The sequence below is a fragment of the Streptomyces sp. NPDC086989 genome, assembly GCF_044745505.1.
Taxonomy (GTDB): domain Bacteria; phylum Actinomycetota; class Actinomycetes; order Streptomycetales; family Streptomycetaceae; genus Streptomyces.
Genome location: NZ_JBIVAL010000014.1, coordinates 180,096 through 193,715 on the forward strand (window position 1 = coordinate 180,096; position 13,620 = coordinate 193,715).

Annotated in this window: 14 protein-coding genes and 1 pseudogene; 7 read left to right on the forward strand and 8 right to left on the reverse strand. The window is 74.6% G+C overall.

Going from position 1 to position 13,620, the window contains the following annotated elements; all coding sequences use genetic code 11:
* Positions 1-13 precede the first annotated feature (13 nt).
* The 3 genes from ACIPK4_RS30255 to ACIPK4_RS30265 all read right to left on the reverse strand — a co-directional run bounded on the left by ACIPK4_RS30255 (position 14) and on the right by ACIPK4_RS30265 (position 3,449).
* Positions 14-1,123: a TIGR04222 domain-containing membrane protein gene (locus ACIPK4_RS30255; RefSeq protein WP_402318404.1), complete on the reverse strand. Its 1,110-nt coding sequence runs from the start codon at positions 1,121-1,123 to the stop codon at positions 14-16.
* Positions 1,120-2,535 carry a DUF692 family multinuclear iron-containing protein gene (locus tag ACIPK4_RS30260; protein WP_402318407.1) on the reverse strand — a complete coding sequence of 472 codons (1,416 nt, stop codon included), beginning with the start codon at positions 2,533-2,535 and terminating at the stop codon, positions 1,120-1,122. Before ACIPK4_RS30260 ends, ACIPK4_RS30255 begins: the two co-directional genes overlap by 4 nt.
* Before the next feature lie 164 nt (positions 2,536-2,699).
* Positions 2,700-3,449, reverse strand: coding sequence for an aminoacyl-tRNA hydrolase (locus ACIPK4_RS30265; RefSeq protein ID WP_402318410.1), 750 nt, complete (start codon positions 3,447-3,449; stop codon positions 2,700-2,702).
* A gap of 71 nt (positions 3,450-3,520) precedes the next feature.
* Between ACIPK4_RS30265 and ACIPK4_RS30270 the strand changes: the two genes are divergently transcribed.
* From ACIPK4_RS30270 to ACIPK4_RS30285, 4 genes are read left to right on the forward strand one after another with little or no spacing between them, the layout of a single operon-like run.
* Positions 3,521-4,195 (forward strand): AIM24 family protein, encoded by a 675-nt coding sequence (locus ACIPK4_RS30270; RefSeq protein WP_054220857.1) that lies wholly within the window; start codon positions 3,521-3,523, stop codon positions 4,193-4,195.
* Positions 4,192-5,016 (forward strand): ATP-binding cassette domain-containing protein, encoded by an 825-nt coding sequence (locus ACIPK4_RS30275; RefSeq protein WP_402318565.1) that lies wholly within the window; start codon positions 4,192-4,194, stop codon positions 5,014-5,016. The genes ACIPK4_RS30270 and ACIPK4_RS30275 overlap by 4 nt, the downstream gene beginning before the upstream one ends.
* Positions 5,013-5,672 carry an ABC transporter gene (locus ACIPK4_RS30280; protein WP_402318413.1) on the forward strand — a complete coding sequence of 220 codons (660 nt, stop codon included), beginning with the start codon at positions 5,013-5,015 and terminating at the stop codon, positions 5,670-5,672. The genes ACIPK4_RS30275 and ACIPK4_RS30280 overlap by 4 nt, the downstream gene beginning before the upstream one ends.
* A gap of 14 nt (positions 5,673-5,686) precedes the next feature.
* Entirely contained in the window at positions 5,687-5,983 is a 297-nt protein-coding gene (locus tag ACIPK4_RS30285) for a hypothetical protein (RefSeq protein WP_402318416.1), read from the forward strand.
* Positions 5,984-6,003: 20 nt separating this feature from the next.
* Here the strand turns inward: ACIPK4_RS30285 and ACIPK4_RS30290 are convergent, their stop codons facing one another.
* The 5 genes and pseudogenes from ACIPK4_RS30290 to zapE all read right to left on the reverse strand — a co-directional run bounded on the left by ACIPK4_RS30290 (position 6,004) and on the right by zapE (position 10,627).
* Positions 6,004-6,942 (reverse strand): polysaccharide deacetylase family protein, encoded by a 939-nt coding sequence (locus ACIPK4_RS30290; RefSeq protein WP_402318566.1) that lies wholly within the window; start codon positions 6,940-6,942, stop codon positions 6,004-6,006.
* Between the two features lie 117 nt (positions 6,943-7,059).
* A pseudogene (locus ACIPK4_RS30295) lies at positions 7,060-7,320 on the reverse strand (polyphosphate kinase 2 family protein); the annotation flags it as partial.
* A gap of 194 nt (positions 7,321-7,514) precedes the next feature.
* Entirely contained in the window at positions 7,515-8,864 is a 1,350-nt protein-coding gene (locus ACIPK4_RS30300; protein ID WP_402318419.1) for an alkaline phosphatase PhoX, read from the reverse strand.
* Positions 8,865-9,070: 206 nt separating this feature from the next.
* The gene (locus ACIPK4_RS30305; RefSeq protein WP_402318422.1) at positions 9,071-9,496 is read right to left on the reverse strand and encodes an OsmC family peroxiredoxin; all 426 of its coding nucleotides are present in this window, start codon (positions 9,494-9,496) and stop codon (positions 9,071-9,073) included.
* A 63-nt stretch (positions 9,497-9,559) separates the two neighbouring features.
* Positions 9,560-10,627, reverse strand: a complete 1,068-nt coding sequence (zapE, locus tag ACIPK4_RS30310; RefSeq protein WP_376192878.1) for a cell division protein ZapE — start codon at positions 10,625-10,627, stop codon at positions 9,560-9,562.
* Positions 10,628-10,711: 84 nt separating this feature from the next.
* Between zapE and ACIPK4_RS30315 the strand changes: the two genes are divergently transcribed.
* The 3 genes from ACIPK4_RS30315 (at position 10,712) to murC (ending at position 13,619) form a co-directional block, all read left to right on the forward strand.
* On the forward strand, positions 10,712-11,491 hold the full coding sequence (locus tag ACIPK4_RS30315) for a pyrimidine reductase family protein (RefSeq protein ID WP_402318425.1): 780 nt from the start codon (positions 10,712-10,714) through the stop codon (positions 11,489-11,491).
* 147 nt (positions 11,492-11,638) lie between these two features.
* The gene (locus tag ACIPK4_RS30320) at positions 11,639-12,106 is read left to right on the forward strand and encodes a hypothetical protein (protein ID WP_054220848.1); all 468 of its coding nucleotides are present in this window, start codon (positions 11,639-11,641) and stop codon (positions 12,104-12,106) included.
* Positions 12,107-12,188: 82 nt separating this feature from the next.
* Positions 12,189-13,619, forward strand: a complete 1,431-nt coding sequence (gene murC, locus ACIPK4_RS30325; RefSeq protein ID WP_402318428.1) for a UDP-N-acetylmuramate--L-alanine ligase — start codon at positions 12,189-12,191, stop codon at positions 13,617-13,619.
* The last annotated feature ends 1 nt before the right edge of the window (position 13,620 follow it).

Consider the following 13,620-nt stretch of genomic DNA (forward strand, 5'->3'; position numbering starts at 1 on the left):
TAGAAGTGCCCGGTCAGGAACTGCTGCCGCAGCTCGAACCGGACGAACTGCTGCAACTGGAACTGCTGGAACAACTGGAACTGCTGGAGCAACTGGAGCCGCTGGAGCAACTGGACCCGGACGAGCAGCTGGAACCGGACGAGCAGCCGGAGCCGCCGGAACTGCCGCAGCCGGAACCGCCGCCGCAGCCCGCCCCGGAGCCACCCCCGCCGTCACTGCCCGCGCACCATACGACGGGCAGGACCACGGCGGAAGACCCGCAGGAGTCGACCGGCGAAGAGGACGAGGCCGACGAGGACGACGAGGACGACGAGGACGATGACGAGGCCGGGGAGCCACCCCGCCGCGCCGGGCGGGCCTGGGCGGCCGCGAGCCTGGTACCGCGGGCGGCCGGTACCAACTGCCCCCGCAGGTAGGGATCCCGCAGCCCCCGCAGCCCGTACAGGGCGGTCTGCACGTACGGGCTCCGGTCGTTCAGGTACTGCGCGCGGAGCTCGCGCAGCGCCGCCCGTCCCGCCGGGGTGAGCCGCTTCCCGGCCCGCCGGGCGAGAACGCAGCCCATCACGATCCCGCCGGCCAGTGCGGGAAGGACCTTGAGGATGAACGGCACCTGCGGGCCGGGGTCGAGCGCCAGTGCCACGAACGTGAGCGGCAGCGAGAACACCACCCACGCCGCGCACACCACGGTCTGGATCAGCGCCCGGCGCCGCCACTTCCGCCCGGAGCCGGGCGGGGAGAGCAGACCGCGGGCGGCGAGGGCGTCGCCGGTCTCCTGGACGGCCGGGTCGGTCATGGCGGCGTACCGCACCTGGTAGAGCCAGCCGGACGGCGCCTGCCGGTGCGCTTCGAGGACGGCCCGCTCGGCGATGTCACCGGCCCGTGCCCCGGGGCGTACCTGGACGATCCCGGGGCCGCCGGCCACGAGCCGCCCGTCCCCGAGCATCGAGACGAGCGCGGTGTCCACGACGGCCCCGGGGCCGCCGGCCATGAAGGCGGCCTCGGACAGGTCGTGCAGGCGCGGCGCCGGGCCGGCCGGGCGCGGCCGGGACCGCCGCACGCCGAGGCCCAGCAGCAGGGTGGACGCGCAGACGGCGATCCAGATCGCGACGGCGAGGACGTTCATGCGGCACGCCCCACGAGGGTCCGGGCCCAGCGCACGATCCGGCGCGGCGGCCGCGCCCCGGCCCGGTCCTGCCACCACGCGGTGAGCCGGCGCCGGGCGGCGGGGTCGGCGGGCAGGTCCCGGATCAGCAGGTGCTCGGCGAAGTCGAGGGCGTCGCGCCGGTACCCGGCGGTCATGGGCCGGTTGCGGGCGTAGTCGAGGAAGGCCTCGCGGTACGGGTCCTCGCCGCCCAGGATCCCGGGCAGCTCGGGCGCGAGCTTCGCGACGACCCCGGCCCGCTTGGCGGCCAGCGCCCGCGCCTGCACGCGGACGCGTTGCCGGTCGAACCCCTCGGGCACGGGCGTACCGGCCACCAGGGCGGACAGCAGGGCCGCCTGTTCCAGACCGACCCGGACCCGGGCCCGCTCCAGGCCCGCCGGAGCACCGGGCGCGGCACAGCCCTGCGGCGCCCCGCACCCTCCGGATGCTCCCGGCGCTCCGGGCTTCCCGGATGCTCCGGGCGTCCCGGGTGCCGCCGAAGCGTCCGGTGCGTGCCACGCGTCCCGTGCGTCCGACGTGTCCGGTGCGTGCGGCGCCGGCCGGGCGGGGGACGGTCCCGCGGCGGTGACCACCGCGCGGATTGCGGCCAGTTCCGCCGCCAGTTCCGCCTCCGCCGGGAAGTCGTCGTCCCGCTCCAGCAGCACCCCGGCCGGCTCCACGCGGCCGCGCAGCTCCGCCAGGATGTCCAGCACCACCGGCGGCACCGGGTGTGCGTGGGTGTCGTGCCACACCCCGCCCCGCTCCACGCCCCCGGCGACGTGCACGTACGCGAGCGCCTCCAGCGGGATCGCGTCCAGGACGGCGAACGGGTCCTCGCCCCGGTTCACCCGGTTCGTGTGCAGGTTGGCGACGTCGATCAGCAGCCGGACCCCCGTCCGCTCCACCAGCTCCGTCAGGAACCGCCCCTCCGTCAGTTCCTCACCGGGCCACGAGATCAGCGCGGCGATGTTCTCCAGCGCGAGCGGTACCGGCAGGGCGTCCTGCGCGATCCGGACGTTCTCGCACAGCACGTCCAGCGCGTCCCGGGTCCGCTGCACCGGCAGCAGGTGCCCCGCCTCCAGCACCGGGGAGCCCGTCCGTACGAAGGCGATGTGCTCGGTGACGAGCGGCGCCCCCAGCGCCACCGCCCGCTCCCCGAGCGCGGCCAGCTTCGCGGCGTCGGGCCGTTCCGCTCCGCCGAGGCCCAGCGAGACCCCGTGCGGTACGACCCGTACCCCGCGCTCGCGCAGCCGCAGCAGGGACGCGGGCAGGTGGCCGGGACAGATGTTCTCGGCCACCACCTCGACCCAGTCCAGGCCCGGCAGCCGCTCGACCGCATCCGCGATCTCCGGCCGCCATCCGATGCCCACCCCCAGGTGCGCCATGCTCTTCATGTCCCCTCGCCCCCCTCTCATCGGTCGTGTGCCGGTGTCATCGCCCAGACGCACTCGGGCCAACCGCGGGAGGGGACGTTCAGAGCAACATTTGAGGTTCCCGGATGCCGCAGAGGTGCGCCCAGCCGGAGCCGGAGCCGGAGCCGGAGCCGGAGCCGGATCCGTCAGAGCCGCGCCCGCAGCGCCGGGTGGTCCGCGACCACCGTCGCGGAACCGGGGGCGATCTCCGTGAAACCGGCGTCCCGCACCACCGGCAGCCCGCTCCCGCTCAGCTCGGCCCACCGCTCGCGCGCGGCCGTCCGGACGGCCAGCCGGAAACCGGAGTCCTGCCACGCCCTGCGCTCGGGGCCGGTCAGCTCCCACCACGCCAGCTGCGCCGCGTGCCCGGCCTGGGCCATCGTCTTGCCGGCGGACATCTCCAGGTCGGGGTTGAGCCACAGCACCGGAATCCCCGGCGCGGCCGGAGCGACCGGTCCGGGTTCGTCCAGGTCGGTCCCCGAGACCTGGAGCTTCGCGAGCTCCTTGGGCCAGCCGTCCAACGGCACCGGCGGGAAGACCCGTACCTCCGACACGTCACCGTGCACCGTGATGCCGGGCAGGGTGCCGGCCTTGCGCCACTCGGCGCCGCGCGCCCGCCGCACCACCTTCCGGATCCGCGCGTCCTGCCAGTCGCGGACCGCCTCGGCCCATTCGCCCCCGCCGTGCGCGCGTTCGTCCGTCAGCAGCACCAGCACGGCCCGGGCCGCCGTCTCCAGCGCATCCGTCCGGGCGGGCGGTTCGGCCTTCTCGATCCGCACCACCAGGGGCAGGACGAACTGCGGTGCCTCGTCGCGGGCGGCGTGCTCCCGCCGGAAGGGGCTGTCCGCCCCGACCGCCGGTACCTCTGAAGTGTGGTTCTGGTGCTGGCTGCTCATCCCGCCAAGGATGCCAGGCTCCGACTTCAGGATGATGCCGCAGGGTCCCGGAGCGGGTGAGGATCGAGCCCATGAAGAGCGACCTTTTCTCGTCCGAGAACCTGGCCCAGCCCGCTGCCGCACCCGGCATGACCCTTCAGAACGCCAAGTCCGTGAAGTACACCGTCAACGGTGAGATGCTCGCCCGGCAGGGCTCGATGGTCGCCTTCCGCGGGAACCTCCAGTTCGAGCGCAAGGGACAGGGCATAGGCGGCATGCTCAAGCGCGCCGTCACCGGCGAGGGCCTCGCGCTGATGTCCGTACGCGGGCAGGGCGAGGCCTGGTTCGCGCACCAGGCCGCCAACTGCTTCGTCATCGACTTCGAGCCCGGCGACGCCCTGACCGTCAACGGCCGCAACGTGCTCTGCTTCGACCCCACGCTCTCCTACGAGATCAAGATGGTGAAGGGCGCCGGCATGGCCGGCGGCGGCCTCTTCAACAGCCTCTTCACCGGCACCGGCAAGCTCGCCGTGATCTGCGACGGCCACCCGATCATCATCCCGGTCACCGCGCAGAACCCCGTGTACGTGGACACCGACGCGGTGGTCGGCTGGAGCGCCCAGCTGGAGACGGGCCTGCACCGCTCCCAGTCGGTCGGCTCGATGCTCCGCGGCGGCTCCGGCGAGGCCGTCCAGCTGATGCTGCGCGGCGAGGGCTTCGTCATCGTGCGCCCCAGCGAGGTGACCGAGACGGCGGTGGCCCACTGAAGCTGACCGGCGTGGGCCGCCGTTACGGCGTGCGGCGGCCCTGGGTGCTGCGCGGGGTCGCCCTGGACCTGCCGCCGGGCGCCCTCGTCCGCATCGAGGGCCGCAACGGCGGCGGCAAGTCCACGCTGCTGCGGATCATCGCCGGGATCGACACCCCGTCCGAGGGGCGGATCACCGCCCGGCCGCGCCGCACGGCCTACGTGCCCGAGCGCTTCCCGGCGGCGCTGCCGCTCACCGTGACCGCCTATCTGACGCACATGGGCCGGGTGCACGGACTCCGGCGCGCGCAGGCCGCGGACCGGGCGGCCGAATGGCTGGAGCGGTTCGGCGCCGCCGCGTACGCGCGCACCCCGCTGGCTGAACTCTCCAAGGGTTCCAGCCAGAAGGTGGCCGTCTCCCAGGCGCTGCTCGCCGAGCCCGGGCTGCTCGTCCTCGACGAGGCGTGGACCGGGCTCGACACCGCGGCCCGCGCCGAGCTGGACCGGGCCGTCGCCGAACGGACCGCCGCCGGAGGCACCGTGGTCTTCGTCGACCACGACCCGGCGCGGCTCGCCGGCGTCGCCGACGCGCACCACCGGGTCGAGGGGGCCGCGCTGGTCCCCGTACGGGCTCCCGCGGGGCCCGCCGACGCCGGGCCCCGCGTACGGATCGAGGCCGCCGGCCCGCCGGGCGCCGAGCCGCCGCCGGGGCTGGCCGCCGTGCCCACGCCCAGCGGTGGCCTGCTGCTGACGGTGTCCGCCGCCCGCTCCGACGCGGTGCTGCGCGCCCTGCTCACCGCGCCGGCGCCCTGGCACATCCGAGCCGTGGAGGAACTGCCGTGACCGGCCTGCTGCGTTACCAGAGCGCCCTGCTGCTGCGCTCGCAGCGATGGATCGCCCCGCTGCTCCTGTACGCGGCCTTCCTGGCGGCCGGGGTCCGGCCGGGCGACCCGCTGCTGGACTCGCTGGGCTTCACGGCCGCCGGACTGGTGCCGGTCACGGCCTGGCTGGTCCGGGTCTGCGTGACCGGCGAGCCCGACGCCGCCCGCGACTGCGCCGCCGCCGCGGCCGGCCCCGTACGGGTGCACGCGGCGGCCCTGCTCACCGCGCTGGGCGGGGCGCTGCTCGCCGCGGCCGTGGGCACGGCGGCGGTGCTGCTGATCGCCGACTCCGGGAGGTCGGAGCACGTGGAACCGCAGGACGCCGCCCTGGCCGGGGTGCTGGCGGTCCTCGCGTGCGCGCTGACCGGCGCGGCCGTGGGGGCGGTGTGCAGCCGCCCGCTGGTGCGGCCGACCGGGGTGGCGGTCCTGGCGTGCGGCCTCGGCTCGCTGCTGGCCTGGGGCATCGCCGGCTCGCCGGCGCGCAGTGCGGTGACCGCGCTGGTGGAGGGGTCCCGGGCGCACGTCGTGACGCTGCCGCTGGGGTCGTTCGCGGGCGCGCTGGTGCTGGCCTGCGCGGCGGGAGCGGTGGCCTGTCTCGTCAGCGCGCGCCGCGGCTGAGTACGCTCATGGACATGGACGAAAGGGACCGTGCACCGGACGACGCGCCGGACCGCGAACCGGACGACGCGCCGGACCGCGAACCGGACGACGCGCCGGACCGCGCACCGGACCGTGAAGCCGATCGTGCGGCCGGGACCGGGTCGTACTGCGCGGCCCCGGCGGCCCCGGCCGCCCGGGTGGCCGGGCCGCCGTACGCCGACTGCCTGGAGTGCGGCAGGCCCACCGAGTACGGGGTCGCCACCCCGGGCGTGGTGCTCTGCCCGGTCTGCGAATGGCAGGAGGCGCAGCGCTCCGCCTGCTCCGGCTGAGGCCCGGCTCCGTTGCGGGTCTACCGACCGATGAGCTCGGAGACCTTCACGAAGCGGTAGCCGCGCTTGCGCAGCTCCGGGACGATCTTCCGGACCGCCTCCTCGGTGACCGGGGCGGCGCTGCGGGTGCAGTGCATGACCACCACCGAGCCGGGCTTCACACCGGTGAGGACCTGCTCGGCCACCGCGTCCGGGTCCTTGGCGAAGGCGTCCCCGCTGACCACGTCCCACTGGACGGGGGTGACCTTGGCCGTGGAGACCGCCCGCAGCGCCTGGTCGTCGTAGCAGCCGCCGGGGAAGCGGAAGTACGGGACGGTGTTGACGGCGCCGGCCGTACGGAAGGCGGCGAAGGCCCGGTCCACGTCGGCCCGCGCGGCGGCGGCGTCGAGCGTCGGGAGCCCGTAGCAGGGCGACTTGAAGGCGTGGTGGCTGTACGAGTGGTTCGCGATCTCGAAGTTCGGGTCGGTGCCGATGGACTTGGCCTGGTCCGGGTACTCCTCGGCCCAGCGGCCCGTCATGAAGATCGTCGAGGGCACCTTGAGCCCCCGCAGGGTTGCGATCAGCTGCGGGTTGTCGAAGTGCTCCCCGCTCGCGGCGCGCGGCCCCTGGTCGGAGGTCATGTCGGCGTCGAAGGTCAGGGCGACGACCTTGTCGGTCTGCTGCTTCGTCCGCTCGAACACCGGCGTCAGGCCGTTCGGCCCGGGTGCCAGGGTCGGGGCCTTGCCGGGCGGCGGGGCCGCGGCCGGGGCGGAGCCGGCCGCCTGCGGCGCGGTGGGGGAGGCGGAGGAGGAGGCCGGTGCGGAGGCCCCCGGGGTGCCCATACGGGCCTGGCCGCCGGAGCCGGAGGTGCCGCTGCCGCCTCCGCATCCCGCGAGGGCGGTGCAGAGAGCGGCACTGAGGGCGGCCGCGACCGCCACATTGCGCACAGAAAGGGTCACGGATGCAAAATATATGACCATCTGCCAATCGGATCGCAGCGGCGCGGGGCCACCCCGGGAATCGCCCGCCCGCCCGAAAATTCCGTCAGCTTTCGCGCAGCCGCGCGCGGCACGCCTCAGGGCGGCGGCGTCGCCGGAGCAGCGCTCCGGCGCCGGCTCGTACGCGTGCCGGTACTCCGCCCACGGGGCGCGCCCGTCGACGCCGGCCGGGCCGGACATCCCGTGCCCGCCGGAACCGTCGAGCCCCTCCGGCAGCCGCTCGCGCTGCTCCTCGGGCCTGATGCGGAGGAAGACCTTCACGACCGTCAGGCCGTCATCGGCGAGGGACTGCCCGAACCGGCAGGCCTGCGCGCGGCGCCGGTTCAGCCGACTGCGCGACACCAGCTCGTGGACCCGGGCGACGAGGACGTCCCGTAGTGCGAGGGGTCGAGGTCGCGCCCGCGGCCGGTGTCCGTGCCCCGCAGGACGAGCAGCACACGGGGCAGGTCCCCGGCGGCACCGGAGGCGCCGGGACCGAGGCGGTCACCGGCGGGGCGGGCGGGAGCGGACGCGGCGCGCCGTCCCGGCCGTCCCGCGCGGCGACGGCGGCAGGGTCAGTGCCAGGGGCCCGTCACGGCGAAGGTGGTGCCCGGTGCATAGGCGTTCACGTACATCGTCCGCCCGTCCGGAGAGAAGGTGACCCCGGCGAACTCCCCCCACTCCGGGGCCCCGGGCCGGCCGATGTCGTCGGCGTTGCGGGCGACCGGGTAGACCTCGCCGTCCCGGGTGACGCCGAAGACGTACTGCGCCCCGCCGCCGTCCTCGCACACCATCAGACCGCCGTCCGGGGCGAGGCAGATGTTGTCCGGGGAGTCCCCCGGCAACCGGATGTCCGTCGCCGGGCCGAAGAGCACGTCGAGGCGGATCGTGGAGCGCCGCGGGTCGTGGAACCACACCTGGCCGTGGTGGTCGGCGCCCGCGCCCTCGGCGGTGCGGGCGTAACTGGAGACGAAGTGGACGCCGTCGTCGCCCCAGTAGCAGCCCTCCAGCTTCTGCGCGTGGGTGATCCCGCCCGGCCCGAAGTCCTGGAAGCGGATCGGGGTGCCGGCCGCCGCGGGATCCGGGACGGGGACCCACTCGACCGGGAACTCGGCGCCGGGCTCGTCCACCACGGACAGGTCCGCCACGCCGGGGACGCGCAGGGCCTGGAGCACGCCGCCGGCGCGCAGCGAGCCGGGGCCGCCGAGGGGCCGCGCGGGCAGGAAGCGGTAGAAGAGCCCGAAGGGCTCGATGAACGCGTCCTCGGTCTCGTAGACGGTCCCGCGGTACGGGTCCACGGCGACGGCCTCGTGCGCGAAGCGCCCCATCGCGGTCAGCGGGACGGCGCCGGAGCGCCGTGGGTCGCCGGGGTCGACCTCGAAGACGAAGCCGTGGTCCTCGGTGTACCCGGAGGTGCCCGCCCGGTCCTCGGTCTCCTCGCAGCTGAGCCAGGTGTTCCAGGGGGTGCGGCCGCCCGCGCAGTTGACGGCGGTGCCGGCGAGGGCCACGCGCTCGGCGGTGACGCCGCCGCCCGGGTCGAGGTCGAGGAGGGTGCAGCCGCCCAGCGCGTGCGGGTCGTAGGTGAGGCCGTCGACGGCGGGGACGCGGAGGGCGGCGGTGGTGCGGTTCTCGTGGTTGCGTACGAGGCGGACGTGGCCGGAGCCGGCGTCGAAGGCGGCCATGCCGTCGCAGTTGGCCGGCACGGTCCCCCCGCCGGAGCGCAGCGGGTCGCCGGCGCGGGACAGCACCCGGTAGCGGAACCCGGCCGGGAGGTCGAGCAGCCCCTGTGGGTCGGGCAGCAGGGGGCCGTACCCGTGGCGGGGCGGGGAGGTGGCGCGGGAGCTCCCGGCGAAGAGCGCGCCGAGGGCTCCGCTGAAGGCGATCCCGGTCCCGGCGGTGAGCAGGCTGCGGCGGGTGACGGACATCGGCGGCTCCGGCGGTTCGGGGGTGGGGGCCCGTGGTACCACGCACCCCCACGCCGGGCCCTCCAACGCGTACGACACCGCTGCGCCCTCACCCCACCGGCCGGTTCCCGCACCGTCGGGCGGGCGCCCCCGGATGCGCCGGGCGGCCCGGGCCCCGCCCCGGACCCCGAACGCGGGGCCCGGTCGGCGGGGCCGGAGCCACGGGGTCAGATCAGTTCCGCGCTCAGGGTGATCGTCGTGCCCGTCAGGGCCTGGCTGACCGGGCAGTTCTTCTTCGCGTCCTCGGCCGCCGCGGCGAAGGCCTCCGCGTCCAGGCCGGGGACCTCGGCGCGGACGGTCAGGTGGATCCCGGTGATGCCCTCACCCGGCTGGAACGTCACGTCCGCCTTGGTCTCCACCCGGGTGGGCGGGGTGCCGGCGCCGTCCAGGCCGTGCGAGAGGGCCATCGAGTAGCAGCTGGAGTGCGCGGCGGCGATCAGCTCCTCCGGGCTGGTCTTGCCGTTGGCGGCCTCGGCGCGCGAGGGCCAGGAGACCTCGAACGAACCCCGGCCCGAGGAGTCGAGGGTGACCGTGCCGGCACCCTTCAGCAGGTTGCCTTCCCAGTCGGTGTGCGCGGTGCGCGTGGTGGCCATGGTGGATCCCTTCGCAGAAGTGGGAACGGCCGGCCCGTGGGGAACGGGCCGGCGTCCCCAAACCTACTGGGACACCAGGGGTTTCGCGTCGCGTGCCAGTGCGGTGAGCCTTGAGATGGCCCGGAAGTACTTCTTGCGGTAGCCGCCGTTCAGCATTTCTTCACTGAACAGGCGGTCGAACGGCACTCCGGACGCCAGGACCGGTATCTCGCGGTCGTACAGCCGGTCCGCGAGGACCACGAGCCGCAGCGCCGTCGACTGGTCCGGGACCGGGCCGACGTCGGTCAGGCAGACCGCCGATATGCCGTCCGTGAGGGCGCCGTACCGGCTGGGGTGGACCCGGGCCAGGTGTTCCAGCAGGCTCGGGAAGTCGTCCAGGCTCGCGCCTTCGGTCGCGTACGCGGCCTTGGTGACCTGCTCGTCGGTGAACGGCGCGGGCGCCTCCGGCAGGCCGCGGTGGCGGTAGTCCTGGCCGTCGATGCGCAGCGGGCGGAAGTGCGCCGACAGGCCCTGGATCTCGCGCAGGAAGTCCACGGCGGCGAAGCGGCCCTCGCCGAGCTTGCCGGGCAGGGTGTTGGAGGTGGCGGCGAGCGCCACGCCCTGCTCGACCAGGCGGCTGAGCAGTGAGGACACGAGGACGGTGTCGCCCGGGTCGTCCAGCTCGAATTCGTCGATGCACAGGAGGCGGTGGCCGCCGAGGGTCTGGACCGTCTGCTGGAAGCCGAGCGCGCCGACCAGGTTGGTCAGCTCCACGAACGTGCCGAAGGCCTTGAGCGCGGGCTCGGCCGGGGTGGCGTGCCACAGGGAGGCCAGCAGGTGCGTCTTGCCGACGCCGTAGCCGCCGTCGAGGTAGACCCCGCGCGGGGCCACGGGGGCGGCAGGGGCCTTCTTCGCGAACCAGCGGCGCTTGCCGCCGCCGCTCGCGTGGGATCCGCCCAGGCCGGCCGCGAAGCCACTGAGCACGGTGACGGCCTCGGCCTGGCTGGGCTGACCGGGGTCCGGGTCGTAGGTGTCGAAGCGCACCGAGTCGAACCGCGGCGGCGGCACCATCTCGGCCACCAGCCGCTCGGCGGGGACCCGGGGCTCGCGGGCGCACAGGGCCTGGGGGCCGGCGTCGCCCGGGCCGGCTATCGGGGGTCGCCCGTAGGTGGATCCGGAGGTGGAGAGTGATGTTGACACAGCTCTTAACTCTACGGGGCGTGGCACACTGCACCGATGCGACGCCTGTTCCCTGTGACCGATCAGACATCAGCCCCCGCGGACCGCGGTGACCGTGAGTGGTCGCTGGACGAGCTGGCGGATGCGTACGCGTACCCCTCGTTCGGCGCGGAGGGTCACTGGCTGCGGGCCAACATGGTGGCCACCCTGGACGGCGCGGCCCAGCACGACGGGCGCTCGCAGCCGATCTCCGGCGAGACCGACATGCGGATCTTCGGCACCCTGCGGGCTCTGGCCGATGTGGTGGTGGTCGGTGCCGAAACGGTTCGCCAGGAGGGGTACCGCCCGGCCCGGGCCCGCGAGGCGTTCGCGGCCCGGCGCAAGGCCGCCGGGCAGGGGCCCGCGCCCGCCGTCGCGGTGGTCTCCGCCAGGCTGGACCTGGACTTCTCCCTTCCCCTGTTCACCACCCCCCTGGTACCGACACTCCTGGTGACCGGGGCGGCCGCACCCGCCGATCGGGTGGCGGCGGCGGCCGCGGCCGGGGTCGAGGTCGTGCTGGCCGGCGAGGGGGCGGGTGCGGAACCCGACCGGGTGGTGCGCGAGCTCGCCGACCGGGGGCTGCGCCGCCAGCTCACCGAGGGCGGGCCCCGGCTGCTGGGGCAGTTCGTGGCCGCCGACGCACTGGACGAGCTGTGCCTGACCGTCTCGCCGACGCTGGTGGCCGGAGGTGCCCAGCGGATCTCCGGAGGGCCCCCGGTGGCCGTGCCGCACCGGCTGGCGCCCGCCTCGGTACTGGAAGAGGCCGGGTTCCTGTTCACGAGCTACCGTCGGATCTGAACAGGGGCGGAATTTGTTGTTCCGCTTTGCTTCCGCCGGGCACATACCTGGGCAGAGATATCCCGCACGGCCCCGTGTGAGAGCGGGGCAGGATGGTTTCCGCAGGGGCCGGCCGACCGGCCCCGGCCCATGAAGGAGAGGGCGTCCGTGTTCACGAGCGTTTTGATGATCGAGCAGCCGCTGACCGGCTTCGACGTGGACTTCGTCACCAGCCTGCACGGGGACGACCCGGTCTCCTTCCTCGTCCTCATGCAGCCCCGGGGCGACCAGGACCGGCTGCTGCGCGCCATCGACGACGTGGCGCTCGGCGAGCTGCCCGAGGCGCTCCGCGAGGGCGACGTGCCCGAGGGCCACTCCGCCCGCGGCCCGGCCGAGCAGGCGCTCGTGCTCTCCCTGGAGGCCCTGCGCAAGAAGGGCGCCAAGGCCAGCGGGCAGATCATCGAGGACCATCCGCTCGACAAGCTGAAGGCCGTCGTGGAGGAGTCGAACGCCGACGAGGTGATCGTCCTGACCGCCCCGCACTTCGTCGAGGAGTTCTTCCACCGGGACTGGGCCTCCCGCGCGCGCCACAAGGTGGGGGTTCCGGTGCTGAAGCTCTTCGCCCACAACGAATAGGCTGGCGTCCGACACACGCGCCGGGCCGGTCCGCACCGCCGAGACCCCCGACGTACCGACCCGCACCTTGGGGAGATCCCGTATGACGCCGCCCGGCCTGCCGAACGCCATGGAACGCCCGCACTTCATCGGCATCGGCGGCGCCGGCATGTCCGGCATCGCGAAGATCCTCGCCCAGCGCGGCGCACAGGTCGCCGGCAGCGACGCCAAGGACTCCGAGACCGCCGGGGCGCTGCGCGCCCACGGCGCCACGGTCCACATCGGGCACGCGGCCGGCCACCTCGCCCAGGACGCGACCAGCGTGGTCGTCTCCAGCGCCATCCGCGCCGACAACCCGGAGCTGGCCCGCGCCGCCGAGCTCGGCATCCCGGTCGTGCACCGCTCCGACGCGCTGGCCGGCCTGATGGACGGCCTTCGGCCGATCGCGGTCGCCGGTACGCACGGCAAGACCACCACCACCTCGATGCTGGCGGTGTCCCTGTCGGCGCTGGGCCTGGACCCCTCGTACGCCATCGGCGGCGACCTGGACGCCCCCGGCTCCAACGCCCACCACGGCGAGGGCGACATCTTCGTGGCCGAGGCGGACGAGAGCGACCGCAGCTTCCACAAGTACACCCCGCAGGTCGCGATCATCCTCAACGCGGAGCTCGACCACCACGCGAACTACGCGTCGATGGAGGAGATCTACGCGTCCTTCGAGACCTTCGTCGGCAAGATCGTGCCCGGCGGCACCCTGGTCGTCGCCCACGGCCAGGCGGGCGCCGCCGAGATCGCCCGCCGGGTCCGCGGCAACGAGGGCCTCAACGTCGTCACGTACGGCGAGGAGGAGGGCGCCGACGTCCGCATCACGAAGATCACCCCGCGCGGTCTGACCAGCGAGGTCACCGTCGTCATCGACGGCCGGATGCTCACCTTCACCGTCTCCGTGCCCGGCCGCCACTACGCGCACAACGCCGTCGCGGCCCTCGCCGCCGGTGTCGCCCTCGGCATCCCGGCGCACAACCTGGCCTCCGCCCTCGGCAAGTACACCGGCGTCAAGCGCCGCCTCCAGCTCAAGGGCGAGGCCGCGGGCGTGCAGGTCATCGACTCCTACGCGCACCACCCCACCGAGATGACCGCCGACCTGGAGGCCATCCGGGGGGCCGTCCGTGGGGGTGCCTCCCACGCCGAAGGCGTAGGGGGAGACCCCCGCATCCTGGTCGTCTTCCAGCCGCACCTCTTCTCCCGCACCCAGGAACTGGGCAAGGAGATGGGCCAGGCCCTCGCCCTCGCCGACTCGGCGGTGGTCCTGGACATCTACCCGGCCCGGGAGGACCCGATCCCCGGCGTCACCAGCGAGATCATCATCGCGGCCGCCCGCGCCGCGGGCGCCGACGTCAGCGCCGAGCACGACAAGACGGCCGTCGCCGACGTGATCGCGGGAATGGCCAAGCCCGGTGATCTCGTTCTCACCATGGGCGCGGGAGACGTCACGGACCTCGGTCCGGCGATCCTCGCCCGGCTGACGGACTGAG